Source organism: Mesorhizobium sp. P2_C5_2 (assembly GCF_056404535.1).
Genome location: NZ_JBFUDV010000001.1, coordinates 39,780 through 58,714, shown reverse-complemented (window position 1 = coordinate 58,714; position 18,935 = coordinate 39,780). Strand labels below are relative to the sequence as shown.

Here is an 18,935-nt window from a genome sequence, read left to right as displayed (position 1 = left end):
TTAGCTGAACTTCCGCTGCGCATCGAGCGCCAGGCCAAGGCCGACCGAGCCGAACATATCGCCCTCGATGACAGCTGCCTGCGGCACCAGCGACAGGATTTCTCGGCGCGCCAGCGGAATGGCGGTCGAACCGCCGGTGAGGAACACGGCGGTGATGTCGGACGCTTTCACGCCGGCGTCAGTGATAGTCTGCCGCACCGTCGCGGACACCCGCTCGATGTCGGCGGCGATAGTCTCCTCCAGGCCGACGCGCGTGATCTCGGCTGCGAAATGCGCGCCGGGCAGCGCCACCGTCACATCAGCCGAAGCCTGCTCCGTCAGCGCGATCTTGGCCCGTTCGACCAGGCCAGCCAGCGCATGGCCGTAGCGATGCTCGACAATGTGGATGAAGCGCTCGACCAGATCGGCGCGCTTGGCCTCGAAGCGGATCTGCCTCAGATGCGTCATCGCCTTGGCGGTGTAGACAAGGTTGATGCGCTGCCACGTCGCCAGATCGATGAAATAGCTCGCCGGCAGGTTGCGCTTGCCGTCCTTTGTCGGCGTCAGATAGCCGAGCTTGGGCATGACATGGGCGATGCTGAGCAGCCGGTCGAAATCGGTGCCGCCAATATGGATGCCGCGGTTGGCGAGGATGTCGTCCTTGCGGTCACTTGAGCGCGCGCGCTGGGGCGAAACCCTCACGATCGAAAAGTCGGACGTGCCGCCGCCCATGTCGACGATCAGCGCCAGCTCTTCGCGCGCCACACCCTGTTCGTAATCGAGCGCCGCCGCGATCGGTTCGAACTGGAAGGCGATGTGCTTGAAGCCTTGCGCGCGCGCCGCCTTTTCAAGCTCGCCCTGCGCCTTCGTATCGGCCTCCGCATCGTCGTCGACAAACTGCACCGGGCGACCGAGCACGACGTTCTCCACCGGAGCGCCGGCATCTTCTTCAAGCCGCTTCTTCAGATGGCCGACAAACATGCCGACAATGTCGATGAAGCCGATCTGACGCGCCTTGATGCGCGTCTTCTCATGCGCCAGCGAACTGCCGAGCACGCTCTTCAGCGACCGCATCAGCCGGCCTTCGATGGCGTCGGTATAGTCGGCAATCGCGCGGCGGCCGAAATAGGTGTGGCCGTCCTCGAAGTTGAAGAACACCGCACTTGGCAATGTCGGCTGTTCACCTTCCAGCGCCACCAGTCGTGCCTGGCCATTGCGGATCACGCCCACCGTGGAATTGGACGTACCGAAATCGATGCCGCCAAATGCCTGGTGCATTGCAGCCTCCTGTCATGGGGTCGTCGCGGTGGCAGGCGTCGCAAGGCGCGCGCCGTCCAGAGGCCTGACCGTTCTGCCGAATGATTGTGCGTGTTACCCGAGGGTTGGGAGGCGGCGGTCTATCGCAAGATTGCGGAAAGGGGAACCCTTTTTTCCCGGAAAATGGGTCCCGTGGCGTCAGTCCTTGCGGAAGATCAGCCTGCCCAGCCAGCCGGTGATCATGGCCAGCGACACGGCGAAGACGCCGTAGAGAAAGGAATAATCGTGCGCGACGCGGAAGATCGACTGTTCGAAACCCGACTTGCGGATTTCGAGCTGGGCCGAGCTTTCCTTGAGGAACAGGCCGCTCTTGAACAGGAACGCGCGGGCTTTATGCGTTCCAACTGGTACGTTGGGCGCCAGCCGCACCGTGGCGCGGAACAGGTTCTGCGACAGGAACTGCACGCCGCCGACATTCTCGCTGTAGAGGCCGGTCGCCGCCTTGCGCTCGCGCAAAGCCACGGTGAACTCCTCGATCGTCGCCGGGCTGTCGGTGGCGTCGGCCGGCTGCATGTAAAGGTTGGAGGCGCCGAGCGACAGCTGCTTGTAGCTGTTGGGTTCGGTGATGTCCTGCAGCGAGCGCGTCGTGGCGACGGAATAGGACACCGGCACGTTCTCGAAAGTCTCGGATTCCAGATTGACCCAGACGCCGAGCACGCGGTCCTTGCGGCGCACCACCACCGGCCGCGGCGGCCCTTCGAGCACGACGATGACGTCATAGCGCCCCTGCCGCGCGACCAGCGGATCGGCGTTTTCCAGCGAACCGAAAATGGTCAGGTCGGCGCCGGAAAAACCGGCGGTGATCGACACGGCGTCGGTGGAAAGACCGATCTGGATACCTTCCGGCAGCGGGTTCGGCGACTGTGCTGCCGCCGGCAGAGTAAGGGCGAAAAGCAAAGCGGCGGTCGCGAACGTGCTCCAACCCCGCATCAGTTCAGGCCTGCGGCGGTCAGCGAATAGAGATTGGGCGGCGTGACGAAGAGATCGATGGCAAGCCGGATGGCAACCGCCAGCACCAGCAGCGCCAGCAGCGCCCTGAGCTGCTCGCCGCGCAGTTTCTGGCCCGCCTTGGCGCCATATTGCGCGCCGGCGACGCCGCCCGCCATCAACAGGAAGGCAAGCATGACGTCGACCGTCTGGTTGGTAGTGGCGTGCACCAGCGTGGTGTAGGCCGAAGTGAAAATGATCTGGAACAGCGAGGTGCCGATAACGACGTTGGTCGGCACTTTCAGCAGATAGATCAGCGCCGGCACCATGATAAAGCCGCCGCCGACACCCATGATCGACGACAGGAAGCCGATGCCGGCGCCCAGCCCCAGCACCGGAATGACGCTGACGAACAGTTTCGAGGCCCTGAAGCGCATCTTCAGCGGCAGCCGGTGGATCCAGTTGTGTTGACCGGACTTCTTCAACACCGGGGCCGCGCCGCTGCGCGTGGCGCGCAACGCATTGACGCTCTCGACCAGCATCAGCCCGCCGACGGTGCCGAGCAGCACGACGTAGAGCAGCGAGATGAACAGATCGAGCTGGCCGAGCCGGCGCAGGAAGGCAAAGACGAAGATACCGCCGGTCGAGCCGACAATGCCGCCGGCCAAAAGCACCCCGCCGAGCTTGAAGTCGAGCGTGCCGCGCTTCATGTGCGACAGCGCGCCGGAGAACGAGGAGGCGATGACCTGGTTGGCGCCGGTGGCGACCGCGATCGCCGGCGGGATGTTGTAGAAGATCAGGAGCGGCGTGATCAGGAAGCCGCCGCCGACCCCGAACATGCCCGACAGGAAACCCACCGCCGCGCCCATCGCCAGCAGGACGAAGACGTTGACGGAAATTTCCGCGATCGGGAGATAGATGCCCACCCGTCAGTCTCGATCAGTTTGCCTGTCGGCGATTACAGCCATTCGCGGGCATTGTCGCACCGAAAAGCCAATTTTTTCTTGCGTCCCCAGAGCGGTGGGGTCAAACCCCGCCGCGCTGCCGAAACAAAAAACATCTCAATCAGTTAACAGGCAAATGTGTGGCAGGGGCGTCGCGTTAGCGACGCATCTGCCGTTATTTGTGCGCCAGCAGCGCCTTCACCAGCTTTTCGTCGATTTCGCCGGTCGCCTGCATCTTGTTGTCGGTCTGGAAAGCCATGATCGCGGTCTTGGTCTTGCCGCCCATCACGCCATCGGCGCCGCCGGCATCGTAGCCGTTCTTGTTGAGGATGAGCTGGATGTTCTTGACCGCCTTCTTCATGTCGACGCTGGCGGTCGTCTGCGGCGTGCCTTCCTGCCAGGATTCAGGGATGTCGGCCGAGTTGGAAGCCGGGTCGAGTGGCTTCGGCTTCCACAGTTCGGTGGCGGCGCGCGCCCGCTCGAGCTGTTCGGGCCGCAGCGCAGTGGCGACCTCGTCGCGCTTGGCCGCCGCATCCTTGTCGCCGGTCTTGGCGACAAGCGCGAACCATTTGTAGGATTCCTCCAGGCTCTGCTTCATGCCGACGCCCTTGGCCGCCAGGATGCCGAGATTGAACTGGCTGTCCTTGACGCCGACATCGGCCGCCGCCTGGAACCAGTGCGCGGCCGATTCATTGTCGGTCACGCCATCCGCGGCCATGGCGAAGAGCACGGCCAGATTGTGCATGGCGCTGGCGTTACCTTGCGCGGCGGCGAGCTGGTAGAAGGTCTTTGCCTTCTTGATGTCGCGCGTGACGCCGATGCCCTTTTCGTAGAAATTGCCGATGCGGTATTCGGCCGGCGCGAAGCCGAGTTCGGCCGACTTTTCGTACCATTTGGCCGCTGCCGCCATGTCTTCTTTCACACCGCGCGATTCGGCATAGCGCGAACCGAGCTCGAACAGCGCCTTGGCGTCGCCGCCAGCGGCCGCGTCGCGCAAGGCCTGCGGGCCGGCATCGGCCGGAACGTCGATCTTGGCGACGACAGGTGTTGCCGCAGCATCAGTGGGCGGGAGCGCGCCGGTCGTATCCGTGGCCGAGGGCGCCATGACAGCGGCCGCAGGCTGCGCGTCGGCCGCCGCCGGTTCCGCAGTGGCGGTCGTCGGCAGTGTTGCGTTTGGCACCGGGGCCGGATCGGCCAAAGCCATCGGTGCTGGCGCGGGTTCGACGGTCGGCACTTCGGGAGCGGCGACCGAGGCCGCATTCATTGGCGTATCGTTGCCAGCTGCCGGCTCCGAGGGCTCCGCCTGCCTGACGATCCGGGCCGGCTCGTCCTGCACGGCCACCTGCGCGTCTGCCTTGGGTTGGCTGGCAGCGTTGACCGAGGCGGTCTCAACCGGCTGCGAAGCGACAATCGGCGCTGTATCGTTGCTTGCGACCTCGACCGGGTCGGCGACGAAGGCCTTGCCCAGCTGCAGGCCGGCAAGTGCCAGCATGATCGCGACCGCCCCCATCAGGATCGGCTTGCGCCGCGCCTTGAGCAGGTCGCCGATCCGCAGCGCTTTCACCGGGCCCTTCATGGTGGACTGGCGTTTCAGAGCATCGGCCTCGGCGGCCGCTGCCTGCGCCGCGCGCCGGGCGGCGGCGATGAAGTCGGATTTCGACGCATCGCCGCTGCTTTGGCGCGCCGGCGGGCCGCGCTCATCGCGCACACGCTTCATGATGGCGTTGAGGTCGGGTGCCCCGGAGCCTGGCTCCAGCGGCCGGTTGGCGAGCTTCGGATCGAGCGGCTCGTCGAGATCGACGCTCGGCATGTCGACATTGGGCCCCGAGCCGGCAAGCGGCGGCATGTCGGCCTGCTTCTTGCCCCGGAAGGCGCGCGCCAATCCGCCGAACAGCGACTTCTTGGCCGCGCCTTCGCCCTTCTCGGCAATCGTGCCGGAACCGAGCGCCGCCTGGGCAGCGGCCGCGGCGGCCTCGGCCGGCGAGCGCCGCACCGGCTCGCTGCGCATGTCTGGTTCGGCGCGCATATCGGGCTCGTTGCGCATGATGGCGGCGGCGCGGCCGTCGAGGTCGGCCATGTCTCCGGTCAGCGGCAGCGGCTGGTCGATGTCCATCGACGGCGCGTCCTGCACTGCGATCTTGGAGGCGCGGGCAGCGCGGGCCCGCCGCGCCGGCTCGGCCGGCGTGTCCAGGAGTTCGCTCACCGCCTCGACCGGTTCGCTGGTCTCCAGCGAGCCGAGGCGATCGACGATCTTGAGCAGCGTGTCGTGAATGGCTTCGAATGTCCGCGAGTTGCGCTCGTCCGAACGACGCGTCAACGCTTCCAGCGTCTTCAGATCCTGGGCAAGGCCGGTGACGGCCGCGGTGTTGGCGCTGGAACCGGCCAGCGAGCGCACGGCGCTCTCGGCCGCTTCGCGCGCCGCACCCATGATGGAATCGCGGGTTCCGGCCAGCGACTTCTCGATTTCGTTGAGGCGCGGGCTGATGTCCTCGAATTCCGGCAGCGGCGTGCCGGGTTTCGACAGATGCGCCGACAGGCCGGAGACCTGAGCCTCGAGGCTGCGGATCAGCGCCGGATCGATGCCGGCGACCTGCGCGGCCGACGATTCCAGTCGGTTTGAAATGTCTTCGAGCCGGCTTTCCAGGCCGCGGATCGCCGCCTCGTTGGCAGGATCGGGAACACGCGTCTCCATGCGCTTGGCAAGCGCGGTGAAGCGGGCGTCGATGGCGTCCATGATGCCGGCGCTGTCAGCCTGTGGCTGGCGCTGGTCCAGCCGGTCGGCAACCTCGTCCAGCCGCCGCTCGAGATCGCGAAACAGCATATTGCCCTGTTCGATGGCGTCGCCCTGCCGGCGTTCCATCATGCCCGACAGCACGTCGAAGCGCTGTTCCAGGCCCTGGAAGATATAGTCGGCATCGGGCATGGCCGGCGCGCGGTCGATCTTGTCGGCAATCATCGCGATCTGCTTGCCGAGGCGCTCCATCGCCTGCTCCGGCAGATTGGCGCGGCCGGCGAGGTCGTCGACCCGGTTCGACAGCATGCTGAGACGGTCGAGAACCTCGCCGCTCGGACGAGCCTGCACGACTTCCTCGATCTGCTGCGCCAGCGAAGCGATCCGCTTCTCGATGCGCTCGAAGGGTTCGGGGTCGAAGGAATTGGCCTGTGCGGCGACGGTCGAGGCGACAATGGCGCGCGAAATCTCGTCCAGCCGTTCGTCGATCAGGCCGAGCGTGTCGCCGCCGCGGTTGTTCTGTTGGCTGACGAAGTGATCGACGGCGCCGGCAAGCGTGCGGACCTTTTCCTCCATCGAGCGCAGCGACAGCGATTCCGGCAGATTGTGGACGGCATTGCTGATCTGTTCCAGCCGGTCGGTCAGGGCCGAAAATCCGGGGCCGTCCGCGCGGTTGCGCTGGTCGGCGTCGACGCGGTCCTCGAACGCGCTCCAGCGGCGGTCGAAATCGTCCCAGCGGCGGTCGACCTTGAGCACGCTCTCCTCGCGCGCCAGCGTGTCGAGTGCGGTTTTCACCTGCTCGAGCTCGAGCCGCAGCATGTTGACGCTTCTGTCGTCGCTCTTCTCGGCCAGCGTCTGGATGGCACCGGAAAGCCGCTCGAATTCGAGGCCGAGTTCGGCGCTGCCCTTGCCGGGCAAGCCACCGGATTGGCCACCTGATTGGTTGCTCGCCTGGAACGCCCGTTCGATGTCCTTGCGCAGCGCGGCGAATTCGCGCTGCAGGCCGGCAGTCATCTGATGGCGCAATTCCTCGCGCAGGCCGCGCAATTCGCCGGCGATCTTCCCGACCACGGCGACGCTGTCTTCCTGGCCGCGTACGCGGTCGATGTCGCGCGCAATCGCCTGATAGTTCTGGTCGAAGCCGGCCGTTACAGGGCTTTTCGGCCGCGGCGCGGGCTGCGGGTCCTCATACCAGCGCGGCGCGGCGTAGGGCTGGGCGCTAGCGTAACGCGGCTCGACCGGTGGCCGGCGCGGATCGAAGCGCTCTCCCGCGTCGTCGCGCTTGCGTTCCAGCCGCTGCTCCAGCGTCTCCAGCGAGCGGTTCAATTCATCAAGCGTGGTGTTCGGCCTGCGCGGCCTGCCGGCGTTGACTGTATCGAGATAGGACCGCTTGCTGTTCATCGATGCGTCCGTTTTTCAGAATGGCCGGCTTGCTGCCAGTTTTCCCCAAAGTCCCTATCGGGAACGAAGGCGGCCGCGCGGCTATGCTGCGGCGGAAGACGAGCTTCCCGGGCCAGGCCCGCTCTCCGAAAACCGTGAAAAATTCGCTACAGGATAAACACGGGTGACCGACATGCGCACATTTCACCCATCGTGGTAAACAAGGCGTTAACCAAGCTTAAGAAGTTGCGGCATTGCTGAATTACAAGCAGTGCCATCTCGGGCCGGATACCGAGGGTGCGGCATAAGGTTTCGCAATCCCAGAACGCCCTTGCGTCATGAGGCGGCTATCGATATAGAATTGACGTAAACGTAAGAGGGGCGCAATTCGTGCCTTTTGCGATGAATTAGTTGAAACCCACGATTGGAAGCATGCCCCCGCTTCCACTCAGGCGTTGCTAGGTCCGAGACCGCGACGCCACTACAGGGGAAAGCCAGTGACCATGAAACTTTATTCGCCCGGCGAAGCCGCGGCCAACACCAACAATATGTCTGTCGAAGCCGGCGAGGAGCTCGTGCGCATCGGCGAGATGGCCAAGAAATACGGCGTGACCCTGCGCACGCTGCGTTTCTATGAAGATAAGGGCCTGCTCAATCCGCAGCGCGATGGGGCAACGCGCCTCTACACGCGCCGTGACAAGGCGCGGCTGAAGCTGATCCTGCTCGGCCGCAAGGTCGGGTTCTCGCTGCGCGACGTCAAGCAGATGATGGATCTCTACGATCCGACGGGATCCAACACCAAGCAGCTGCGGCTGGCTCTCGACAAGTCGGAGAAGCAGCTTGCCCGGCTGCAGAAGCAGCGCGCGCTGATCGACGACGCCATTAACGAGCTGAGCGGCTCGATGTCGGCCGTGCGCCAGATGCTGTCCGAGCGTTTAGCCCCGGCCAGCGCCGCGAGCTGATCTCGCTCCGCCAGTTAAGTCTGTAATTTGAAAAGAGCCGCGCGGCCTGCCCGCGCGGTTCTTTTCGTTTGCCGCCATCTTCGCCTGCTCAACCGATGGACCGCTGGTGTCCGTCACCTCGTGCCGATAGGCTGGCACAAGGAAATTTTGTCGCGGCGATAAAATTGACGTTTACGCAAACGTCAATTTTTGCTATCCCGCTTTCAACATTGGCCCGCACGCTGCCCCGACCTCATTTTCGGGGCCTGATCTCGCGGCCAAGACCCGCATGGTGGAGGAAACACATGCCGATCTACAGGGCGCCGGTCCAGGACACGCTGTTCGTGCTCAATGACGTGCTGGGCTACCAGCGCTATTCCAATCTCCCCGGATTTGCCGACGCGACGCCCGATGTGGTCGAGGCGATCCTCGCTGAAGGCGCCAAGCTCGCCGAAAACGTCATGCATCCTCTAAACCGCGTCGGCGACATGGAAGGCTGCGTGCGCCATGAGGACGGCTCGGTGACGACGCCGAAAGGCTTCAAGGAGGCCTACGACCAGTATCGCGAAGGCGGCTGGATGGGGCTGGCCGCACCGGTAGAATTCGGCGGCCAGGGCCTGCCCTATGCCGTGCACACGGCGGTTGCCGAATATATGGTCTCTGCCAACATGGCGCTGATGATGTATCCCGGTCTGACGCAAGGCGCGATCGCGGCGCTCATCACCCACGGCACCGACGAGCAGAAGGCGACGTGGCTGCCGAAGCTGGTTGAGGGTTCCTGGACCGGAACCATGAACCTGACCGAGCCGCATTGCGGCACCGATCTCGGCCTGCTGCGCACCAAGGCGGTGCCGAACGGCAATGGCACCTACAAGATTTCCGGCCAGAAGATCTTCATCTCGGCCGGTGAGCACGACATGTCGGAAAACATCGTCCATCTCGTGCTGGCCCGCATCGAAGGCGCGCCGGCAGGCGTGAAGGGTATCTCGCTGTTCATCGTGCCGAAGCTCAATCTCGATGCCTCGGGCAATCCGGGCGAGAAGAACACGCTCTCCTGCGGCTCGATCGAGGAGAAGATGGGCATCCACGGCAACTCGACCTGCGTCATGAACTATGACGAGGCCGAAGGCACGCTGCTCGGCGAGGAGAATGGTGGCCTGAAGGCGATGTTCACGATGATGAATGAAGCCCGCCTCGGCGTCGGCCTGCAGGGACTGTCGTTGTCGGAAATTGCCTACCAGAACGCCGTGTCTTACGCCAAGGACCGGCTGCAGGGCCGTTCGCTGTCGGGCGCCAAGGCGCCGGACAAGAAGGCCGACCCGATCATCGTCCATCCCGACATCCGCCGCTCGCTGATGACCATGAAGGCCTTCAACGAGGCCGGCCGCGCGCTGGCGTTGTGGACGGCGATCAAGTCCGACATCGCCCACCGCTCCGCCGACGACAAGGACCGCCAGGCCGCCGACGACTATACCGGCCTGCTGACACCGGTGGTCAAGGGCGTGCTGACCGACAAGGGTTTCGACCACGCCGTGATGGCGCAGCAGGTGTTCGGTGGCCACGGCTATATTGAAGAACACGGCATGAGCCAGTTCGTGCGCGATGCCCGCATCGCCATGATTTATGAAGGCGCCAACGGCATCCAGGCGCTCGACCTCGTCGGCCGTAAGCTTGGCCTCAATGGCGGTCGCGCCGTGCAGGCCTTCTTCAAGGACGTCGGCGAGTTCTGCGAGGAGAACCGTGCCGACGAGAAGCTGGCGCCCTTCACCAAGGCGCTGAAGAAGGGCCTCAACGATTTGCAGGCGGCGACTATGTGGCTGCTGCAGAACGGCATGGCCAAGCCCGACAATGCCGGTGCCGCCTCGACCGACTACATGCATCTCTTCGGTCTCGTGGCGCTGGGCTACATGTGGGCGCAGATGGCCAAGGCGGCTCAGGCCAAGACCGGCGCCAACGGCTCGCAGTCGTTCTATGACAACAAGGTGGTGACGGCGCGCTTCTTCATGGAGCGGATAATGCCCGAGACGTCGGCACATCTCGCCCGCATTTCCAGTGGTGCGGACACGCTAATGGCGCTGCCTGCGGAAGCGTTCTAGGTTTGTCGGGCCGGCACCGCCGGCCCACATTGTCGGAACGCGGAGGAAATCGTGGCGACAAATCCAGCCGAAGTGCTCTCTTTGCCGAAGCCTGCCTGGGCGGCGGACGAGGTCGGCATGCTCTACGACATGGCGCATCGCTTCATGTCGGAAGAGATCGCACCGCGCTACGACGAGTTCGAGAAGAACGAGATGGTCGACCGTGAGAGCTGGCGCAAGGCCGGTGCTGCGGGCCTGCTCTGCGCCTCGATGCCGGAGGAATATGGCGGCTCCGGCGGCACCTTCGCGCATGAGAGCGCCATCATCGAGGCGATCGGCCATGTCGGCGTCGACGGTTTCGGCATCGGCCTGCACAATGCGATCGTCGCCCCTTACATTCTGCATTACGGCTCCGAAGAGCAGAAGAAGAAGTGGCTGCCGAAGCTGGCGACCGGCGAACTGATCGGCGCCATCGCCATGACCGAGCCGGGTGCGGGCTCCGACCTGCAGGGCGTCAAGACGCGGGCCGAGAAGGACGGCAACCAGTACAAGATCAACGGTTCCAAGACCTTCATCACCAACGGCCAGCTGGCAAATTTCATCATTGTCGTCACCAAGACCGATCCGGCCAAGGGCGCCAAGGGGACCTCGCTGATCGTCGTCGAGACCGACGAGGTCGATGGCTTCGAGCGCGGCCGCAACCTCGACAAGATCGGGCTCAAGGCCAACGACACGTCGGAATTGTTCTTCAACGACATGCGCGTGCCGACCTCGAACCTGCTTGGCCACGAGGAAGGGCAGGGCTTCATCCAGTTGATGCAGCAATTGCCGCAGGAACGGCTACAGATCGGCACCGGCGCCATCGCCATGATCGAGCGGGCGCTGGCGCTGACCATCGACTACGTCAAGGATCGCAAGGCCTTCGGCAAGGCGATCATCGAGTTCCAGAACACCCAGTTCAAGCTCGCCGAACTCAAGACCGAGGCCACCATCGGCCGTGTCTTCTACAATGATTGCGTCACCCGCCACGTCAATGGCGGCCTCGATCCGGTGACGGCCTCGATGGCGAAATACTGGCTCTCGGATCTGCAGGGAAAAGTCGTCGACGAATGCCTTCAATTGCATGGCGGCTATGGCTACATGAATGAATATCCGATCGCCCGCATGTTCCGCGACGCCCGCGTCCAGCGCATCTACGGCGGCACCAACGAGATCATGAAATTGCTGATTGGCCGCTCTCTCTGAGAGCCACGACCGGCAAACCAAGGAGCAAGAAAATGGCCGAAGCTTATGTCTATGACGCCGTGCGCACGCCGCGCGGCAAGGGCAAGAAGGATGGCTCGCTGCACGAAGTGCCGGCGGTGCGGCTCGCCGCCAGGACGCTCGAGGCGCTGCGCGACCGCAACGGGCTCGACACCGGCAATGTCGACGACATCATCTTCGGCTGCGTCGATCCGGTCGGCGAAGCCGGCTCGGTCATTCCGCGCGCCGCCGCCTTCGAGGCCGGCTATGACAACAAGGCGCCGGGCATGCAGATCTCGCGCTTCTGCGCTTCGGGTCTCGACGCCATCAATTTCGGCGCCGCCAAGATTGCGCAGGGCGCCGACGAGATCGTCATTGCCGGCGGCGTCGAATCGATGTCGCGCGTCGGCATGGGCGCCTCCGGCGGCGCCTGGTTCATGGACCCGTCCGTCGGCCTGCCCGGCTGGTTCGTGCCGCAGGGCATCTCGGCCGACCTGATCGCCACCAAATATGGTTTTTCGCGCGACGACGTCGACGCCTATGCGGTCGAGAGCCAGAAGCGCGCCGGCAAGGCCTGGGCCGACGGGCGTTTCAAGAACTCGGTCATCCCGATCAAGGACCAGAACGGCCTGACCATCCTCGACCATGACGAGCACATGCGGCCGTCGACAGACATGCAGTCGCTGGCTTCGCTCAACCCGTCGTTCGTCATGCCTGGCGAAATGGGCGGCTTCGACGCGGTTGCCGTGCAGAAGCACCCGGAAGTCGAAGAGGTCAATCACGTCCACCATGCCGGCAATTCGTCCGGCATCGTCGATGGCGCAGCCGCCGTGCTGTTAGGCTCGAAGAAGGCCGGCAAGACGATGGGCCTCAAGCCACGCGCGCGTATCCGCGCCTTCGCCAATATCGGCTCCGAGCCGGTGCTGATGCTGACCGGTCCGGTCGACGTCACCGAGAAGCTCCTGAAGCGCGCCAAGATGAAGCTGTCGGATATCGACCTGTTCGAGCTCAACGAGGCCTTCGCCTCGGTGGTGCTGCGCTACATGCAGGCCTTCGACATTCCGCACGACAAGATCAACGTCAATGGCGGCGCCATTGCCATGGGCCATCCGCTCGGTGCCACCGGCGCGATGATTTTGGGCACGGTGCTGGACGAACTGGAGCGCCGCGACCTGAACACCGCTCTGGTGACGCTCTGCATCGGCGCCGGCATGGGTACCGCAACGATCATCGAACGCGTCTGATTTCGGCCGGAAGGAGAGAGACATGACTTACACAAACTTCGCGGTCGACACCGACGCCGACGGCATTGCGCTGGTCACCTGGAACATGCCGGACCGCTCGATGAACGTCTTCACCGAAGAGGTGATGAACGAGCTCGACAAGATCATCGACCAGGTCGTGGCCGACGCCGGCATCAAGGGCGCGGTGATCACCTCCGGCAAGCACAGCTTCTCCGGCGGCGCCGACTTGACCATGCTGCAGAAGATGCTGGCGGTCTTTGCCAAGGAAAAAGGCAAGGACCCGGAGAAGGCGGCAAAGCTGCTGTTCGACAATGCCGGCCGCATGGGCGCCCTGTGGCGCAAGCTCGAAACATCGGGCAAGCCATGGGTTTCGGCCATCAACGGCACCTGCATGGGCGGCGCCTTCGAACTGTCGCTGGCCTGCCACGGCCGTGTTGCCGCTGACTCCGACAAGGTCAAGATGGCCCTGCCGGAAGTCAAGGTTGGCATCTTTCCCGGCGCCGGCGGCACCCAGCGCGTGCCGCGGCTGACCGACCAGCAGCAGGCGCTGCAGATGCTGACCACAGGCCAGAACCTGTCGGCGCAGAAGGCCAAGGCGATGGGCCTGATCCACGAGGTCGCCGAACCGGGCAAGCTGATCGAGACCGCCAAGGCGATGATCAAAAACGGCCTGAAAGCCGTGCAGCCTTGGGACGAGAAGGGCTTCAAGCTGCCCGGTGGCCAGATCTATTCGCCCGCCGGTTTCAATCTGTGGCCGCCGGCCATCGCCATCCTGCGCCGCGAGACCTACGGCAATTATCCTGCCGCCGCAGCTATCCTGAAATGCGTCTATGAGGGCCTGCTGGTGCCGTTCGACACCGGTCTGCGGATCGAACAGCGCTATTTCACCGAAATCATGCAGTCCAAGGAAGCAGCAGCGATGATCCGCTCGCTGTTCGTCTCGCTGCAGGAGCTCAATAAGGGCGCCCGCCGCCCGGCCGGTGTGCCGGAAACCAAGTTCAAGAAGATCGGCATTCTCGGCGCCGGCTTCATGGGCGCCGGCATCGCCTTTGTCACCGCCAAGGCCGGCATCCCGGTCGTGCTGCTCGACCGCGACATGGCGTCGGCCGAGAAGGGCAAGGCGCATTCCGACAGCCTGATCTCGGATCAGGTCAAGAAGGGCCGCGCCAAGCCCGAGGAGAAGGACAGGCTGCTGTCGCTGATCACGCCGACGGCCGACTATGCCGACCTCGCCGGCTGCGATCTGGTGGTCGAGGCGGTGTTCGAGGATTCGGCTGTCAAGAAGGCTGCCACCGAACAGGCGGAAGCGGTGCTGAAATCGTCGGCGATCTTTGCCTCCAACACCTCCACCATCCCGATCACCGCACTGGCCAAGAATTCGGCGCGGCCGAAGAATTTCGTCGGCATCCACTTCTTCTCGCCGGTCGACAAGATGATGCTGGTCGAGATCATCCTGGGCAAGAAGACCGGCGACAAGGCGTTGGCCACCGCGATCGACTTCGTGCGCGCCATCAAGAAGACGCCGATCGTCGTCAACGACACGCGCGGCTTCTACGTCAACCGCTGTGTGCTGCGCTATATGTCGGAAGCCTACAAGATGCTGATCGAGGGCGTTCCGGCGCCGATGATCGAGAATGCCGCCAAGGCCGCCGGCATGCCGGTAGGCCCGCTGGCGCTGACCGACGAGACGGCGATCGACCTTGCGCAGAAGATCATGAAGCAGACCATCAGGGACCTCGGCGACAAGGCCGTCGACCCCAGGCAGATGGCGCTGATCAACACGCTGGTCGACACCCATGGCCGCTTCGGCCGCAAGAACGGCAAGGGTTTCTATGATTATCCGGCCAAGCCCGCCAAGAAGAAGCTGTGGCCCGGCCTCAAGGACCTCTATCCGCAGCTGAAGGCCGAGAAGGTCGACTATGAGGAGCTGCAGCAGCGCCTGCTGGTCACCATTGCGCTAGAAGCGGCGCGGGTGATGGAAGAGGGGATCGTCACCGATCCGCGCGAGGCCGATGTCGGCTCGATCCTCGCCTTCGGCTTCGCGCCGTTCACCGGCGGCGCGCTGTCCTATATCGACGGCATCGGCGCCAAGGAGTTCGTCAAGATCGCCAAGGGTCTGCAGAAGAAATACGGCGCCGAGTTCAAGGCGCCCAAGCTGCTGCTCGACCTGGCGGAGAAGGGCGAGACCTTCTACCAGCGCTTCGACCCCTATGCGAAGGGCGAGGTGAAGAAAGCCGCTTGATCTAGCGCCCCATGTACGTCTGGGGGCGCCTTGCGCGCATGATGGTCACGGCGTCGCGCCGCGGCCCCTACACGGTCGGCAGCGAAAGCCGGCTGGCTTTCCGCTGTCTGCCGACGGACATCGACTTCAACCTCCATCTCAACAATGCCCGCTACATGATGCTGGCCGATCTCGGCCGCATCGACATTTTTCTGCGCGTCGGTCTCATCGCGCTGGCTAGGAAGAACGGCTGGGCGCCCATGATCGGCGGTCTGGAGTCGGTCTATGTGCGCGAGATCAGGCTGTGGCGTCGCTTTGAGGTGGTGTCCTCGATCGAGACCTGGGAAGGCACACAGGTCATCGGCAGGCACCGGTTTGTCCTCGACAATGGCGAGACGGCCGCTTTGATCATGACGACGGGCGGTGTCTACGACCGCCCCGGCCGTCGCTTTGTCGATATCGACGAGGTTGTGGCGGCACTTGGCCGTTCCGTTCAGCCGCGGCCGCCGACAGAGGCCGAGCGGACTTTCATGACCTCCCACCAGGGATTGCGCAGCCTGGCCAAGCAGACTGCCTGACGAGTTCGCCTTGTCGACTTCGCCTCACACAGCTTTGTAGGCGATCGGCCTGCGCGTCGGTGGACAATCGGGTGGCCGCGCGCTAGAAGGAAAAGGTATTTTTTCCTGTTTTCGAGGAGAGCGATTTGCTCTCGCATGACCGTGTCTGGGCTGCCATTGATGCTCTTGCCGAGCGTTATTCGCTGTCGGCCTCGGGCCTGGCCCGGCGTGCCGGTCTTGATTCGACCGCGTTCAACAAGTCGAAGCGACTGTCCTCGGACGGGCGACCGCGCTGGCCCTCGACCGAATCGCTGGCCAAGATCATCGAGGCGACGGGCGCCTCGCTTGATGAATTTACCGGGCTGGTCGAAGGCCGCGCCAAGGTTGCTTCGGGCTCGGCGGCCGCGCAGCGTTCAGCGGTGCCGTTGCTCGGCTTTGCCCAGGCCGGCGCCGGCGGCTTTTTCGACGATGCCGGCTATCCCTCCGGCCAGGGCTGGGATCTCGTGGAGCTTCCGGCGCGGGCGACGGAAACCTCCTATGCGCTGAAGGTGCAGGGCGATTCCATGCTGCCGCTCTACCGCAATGGCGATGTTCTGATCGTCGAGCCGGGCGCCGTCACCCGCAAGGGCGACCGCGTCGTCGTCAAGACCAATGCTGGCGAGGTCATGGCCAAGGTGCTCGACCGCCAGACGACGAAATCGATCGTGCTGATCTCGCTCAACCCCGACCACCCGGACCGTGACATCGCGATGCGCGATGTCGAATGGGTGGCGCGGATCGTCTGGGCAAGCCAGTAGGTCCGGCCGGTGCGTCTGCTTCAAGCCTTCCTGGCCATCCTGGCGATTCCGGTGATGGTCGCCATTGTCGTCGTTGGCGGTCGCGCGCTGCATCACGACGAGCCCGCCGTCACCATCGACCAGATCGACCCGGGCGCTGACACCGTGCCCGAGGAGCCGGCGACCTCGGCCATTCCCCAGATACAGCCCGCCAAGCCTGCGGTGCCTTTGCCTCCGGTGCATTCGAGAGCGATCGATCCCGAGGCCATCGCGCCGCCGCCACTCCCGGCAGAGGAGCTCGAACGGGTCGAACCGCGCGCACCGCTGAGCGACCTGGCGCTGGCCGGACCGCCCAAGCCGCGCAGGCCGAGAGCAGTCGACGACTGGGGCGGGACAAAACTGTTCCAGCCGGTCGCATCCGCCGCCGGCCTGATCGAAGCCAATGGTTATTCCGTGGCGGTCTCCGGCATCGACATCGTCAAGGAGGACGAGACCTGTGCAGAGGACGGCAAGTCCTGGGCTTGCGGCGCTCGTGCGCGCACCGCGTTCCGGTCTTTCCTGCGCGGCCGGGCCGTGGCGTGCAAGGTGCCGCCGGAGGCCGACCACGACCTGATTGCAGCCGAATGCCGCATCGGCAAGCAGGATGTCGGCCAGTGGCTGGTCGAAAACGGCTGGGCCCGCGCGGTCGCAGGCAGCCCCTATGTCGAAGCAGGCGACAAGGCGCGCATTGCCAAGAAGGGCATCTTCGGCGCCGCGCCCGATCTTGGCGGCTTGCCACCGGCGCCAACGCCGGTTGCGGCACCGACGGCGTCGCAACCGATCCTCGCTGCCCCGGCGACAGACACGCCGCCGGTTGGGGCGGATGCTACGCCGCCAGCTGACCAGCCAGCGCCCGCTCAATGAGGGCGCGCGTCTCTGCGATGCCGTAAAGCGCCGCGAATGAGCCGAAGCGCGGGCCGCGTTCCTGGCCGATCAGCACCTGGTAGATCATCTGGAAGAAGGCGCCGGAAACGCCGGGGCCGCCATCCGGGCTCTGCTTGGAATGGTCCTGATAGCGTTCGATCTTGCGCGCGACGTTGAGCGAAGCGTTCTGGATCGCTTCGCCGTCAGCGCCGGCCGGCAGGCCACCAAGCGCGTTACTGAGAGCTTCGAGCGCTGTGCGCTCGACGTCGTCGGCCGGCCGGAACATCTTCGTCGGCTTTACGAAATCGTCGAAATAGCGGATCGCGAAGCCAACCAGCTGGTCGAGTTCGGGATGCGTTCCTGGCGTCACGCCTGACGCATGGCGCGAGATGAAGCCCCACAGCACATCCTTGTTTTGCGCGTTGGAGGCGCTGACCAGATTGAGCAGCAGCGAGAACGGCACCGGCAGGTCGATCGCCGGCGGCTTGCCGTCATGCATGTGCCAGACCGGATTGCCCAGCCGTTCCTTCCAGTCCTGGCGCGGATAGGCGCCAAGGAAGGTGTAGTATTCGTCGACGGCGCGCGGGATGACGTCGAAATAGAGCTTTTTCGCCTGCCTTGGCCGCTGGTACATGTAAAGGCCGAGGCTCTCGGTCGGCGCATAGCGCAGCCATTCGTCGATGGTCAGCCCATTGCCCTTCGACTTCGAGATCTTCTGGCCGTTCTCGTCGAGGAACAATTCGTAGACGAAATGCTCCGGCGCGCGCCCGCCCAGGATGTTGCAGATGCGGTCGTAGACCACAGCATTGGTCTGGTGGTCCTTGCCGAACATCTCGAAATCGACGCCGAGCGCGGCCCAGCGCATGCCGAAATCCGGCTTCCACTGCAGCTTGACCTTGCCACCCGTCACCGAAAGCGTGGTCTCGGTGCCGTCATCGTCGAAGGTGATGGTGCCCGCCTTGGCGTCGACATGCTTCATCGGCACGTAGAGCACCCGGCCACTCTTCGGCGAAATCGGCAGGAACGGGCTGTAGGTCGCCTGGCGCTCCGGCCCGAGCGTCGGCAGCATCACCGCCATGATCTGGTCGTAGCGCTCGGCCGCGCGCAGCAGCATCGCGTCAAAGCGGCCGGCCTTGTAGTACTGCGTCGCGCTGGCGAATTCGTAGTCGAAGCCGAACGTATCGAGGAAGCGGCACAGCATCGCATTGTTGTGGTCGGCAAAGCTCGCATAGTCTCCGCCGAACGGATTTGGCACCGACGACAGCGGCATATGCAGATACGGCTCGAGCGCTGCGCGGTCCGGCACATTGTCGGGGATCTTGCGCATGCCATCCATGTCGTCGGAGAAGCATAGGAGCTTGGTCTTGATCTTGTTTCCGGTCAGCACATGGAAGGCATGGCGCACCATCGAGGTGCGCGCCACCTCGCCGAACGTGCCGATATGCGGCAGGCCCGACGGACCGTAGCCGGTCTCGAACAGGACGGTCTCGGGAAAGTCGGCACCCTTGTAGCGCTCGATGATCTTTTTGGCTTCCTCGAACGGCCAGGCCTTGCTCTCGGCCGCTGCCGAAAGCATTTCGGGGTTGAGATCGATCGTGTTTGATCCCGTCATGTCAAAGTTCCAGTCATGGGCCGGCTTCGCGGCTGGTAAGGTTTTTCAACCGGGTCTCTAGGCGCGACAGGCCGGAGCGTCAACGA

At 64.3% G+C, this 18,935-nt stretch carries 13 protein-coding genes; 8 read left to right on the top strand and 5 right to left on the bottom strand.

The features are described 5' to 3' along the window. From AC1D1B_RS00265 to AC1D1B_RS00250, 4 genes are all read right to left on the bottom strand, one after another. The gene (locus tag AC1D1B_RS00265) at positions 1 to 1,257 is read right to left on the bottom strand and encodes an Hsp70 family protein (protein WP_477328750.1); all 1,257 of its coding nucleotides are present in this window, start codon (positions 1,255 to 1,257) and stop codon (positions 1 to 3) included. Positions 1,258 to 1,434: 177 nt separating this feature from the next. Then, complete coding sequence (locus tag AC1D1B_RS00260) at positions 1,435 to 2,226, bottom strand: TIGR02186 family protein (protein ID WP_477328749.1); 792 nt, start codon at positions 2,224 to 2,226, stop codon at positions 1,435 to 1,437. Continuing rightward, a complete protein-coding gene (locus AC1D1B_RS00255) occupies positions 2,226 to 3,149 on the bottom strand; it encodes a sulfite exporter TauE/SafE family protein (RefSeq protein WP_023669608.1) in 924 nt (307 codons plus the stop codon). Before AC1D1B_RS00255 ends, AC1D1B_RS00260 begins: the two co-directional genes overlap by 1 nt. A gap of 193 nt (positions 3,150 to 3,342) precedes the next feature. Continuing rightward, on the bottom strand, positions 3,343 to 7,299 hold the full coding sequence (locus tag AC1D1B_RS00250; RefSeq protein WP_477328748.1) for a peptidoglycan-binding protein: 3,957 nt from the start codon (positions 7,297 to 7,299) through the stop codon (positions 3,343 to 3,345). A gap of 482 nt (positions 7,300 to 7,781) precedes the next feature. Here AC1D1B_RS00250 and AC1D1B_RS00245 point away from each other — a divergent pair, with 482 nt between their 5' ends. From AC1D1B_RS00245 to AC1D1B_RS00210, 8 genes are all read left to right on the top strand, one after another. Then, complete coding sequence (locus AC1D1B_RS00245) at positions 7,782 to 8,240, top strand: MerR family transcriptional regulator (RefSeq protein ID WP_477330483.1); 459 nt, start codon at positions 7,782 to 7,784, stop codon at positions 8,238 to 8,240. A gap of 284 nt (positions 8,241 to 8,524) precedes the next feature. Further along, positions 8,525 to 10,315: an acyl-CoA dehydrogenase gene (locus AC1D1B_RS00240; protein WP_477328747.1), complete on the top strand. Its 1,791-nt coding sequence runs from the start codon at positions 8,525 to 8,527 to the stop codon at positions 10,313 to 10,315. Positions 10,316 to 10,366: 51 nt separating this feature from the next. Next, complete coding sequence (locus AC1D1B_RS00235) at positions 10,367 to 11,539, top strand: acyl-CoA dehydrogenase family protein (protein ID WP_477328746.1); 1,173 nt, start codon at positions 10,367 to 10,369, stop codon at positions 11,537 to 11,539. Positions 11,540 to 11,571: 32 nt separating this feature from the next. Continuing rightward, positions 11,572 to 12,780, top strand: coding sequence for an acetyl-CoA C-acetyltransferase (locus AC1D1B_RS00230; protein WP_477233699.1), 1,209 nt, complete (start codon positions 11,572 to 11,574; stop codon positions 12,778 to 12,780). A gap of 22 nt (positions 12,781 to 12,802) precedes the next feature. Beyond that, a complete protein-coding gene (locus tag AC1D1B_RS00225) occupies positions 12,803 to 15,022 on the top strand; it encodes a 3-hydroxyacyl-CoA dehydrogenase NAD-binding domain-containing protein (protein ID WP_477328745.1) in 2,220 nt (739 codons plus the stop codon). An 11-nt stretch (positions 15,023 to 15,033) separates the two neighbouring features. Continuing rightward, complete coding sequence (locus AC1D1B_RS00220) at positions 15,034 to 15,579, top strand: thioesterase family protein (RefSeq protein ID WP_477328744.1); 546 nt, start codon at positions 15,034 to 15,036, stop codon at positions 15,577 to 15,579. A gap of 125 nt (positions 15,580 to 15,704) precedes the next feature. Continuing rightward, positions 15,705 to 16,355: a S24 family peptidase gene (locus tag AC1D1B_RS00215; RefSeq protein ID WP_477328743.1), complete on the top strand. Its 651-nt coding sequence runs from the start codon at positions 15,705 to 15,707 to the stop codon at positions 16,353 to 16,355. A 9-nt stretch (positions 16,356 to 16,364) separates the two neighbouring features. Beyond that, positions 16,365 to 17,237: a thermonuclease family protein gene (locus AC1D1B_RS00210; RefSeq protein WP_477328742.1), complete on the top strand. Its 873-nt coding sequence runs from the start codon at positions 16,365 to 16,367 to the stop codon at positions 17,235 to 17,237. On the opposite strand, the gene AC1D1B_RS00205 is transcribed toward AC1D1B_RS00210, so the two are convergent. Continuing rightward, a complete protein-coding gene (locus AC1D1B_RS00205) occupies positions 17,200 to 18,849 on the bottom strand; it encodes a lysine--tRNA ligase (RefSeq protein WP_477328741.1) in 1,650 nt (549 codons plus the stop codon). The genes AC1D1B_RS00210 and AC1D1B_RS00205 overlap by 38 nt on opposite strands. Positions 18,850 to 18,935: the final 86 nt, after the last annotated feature.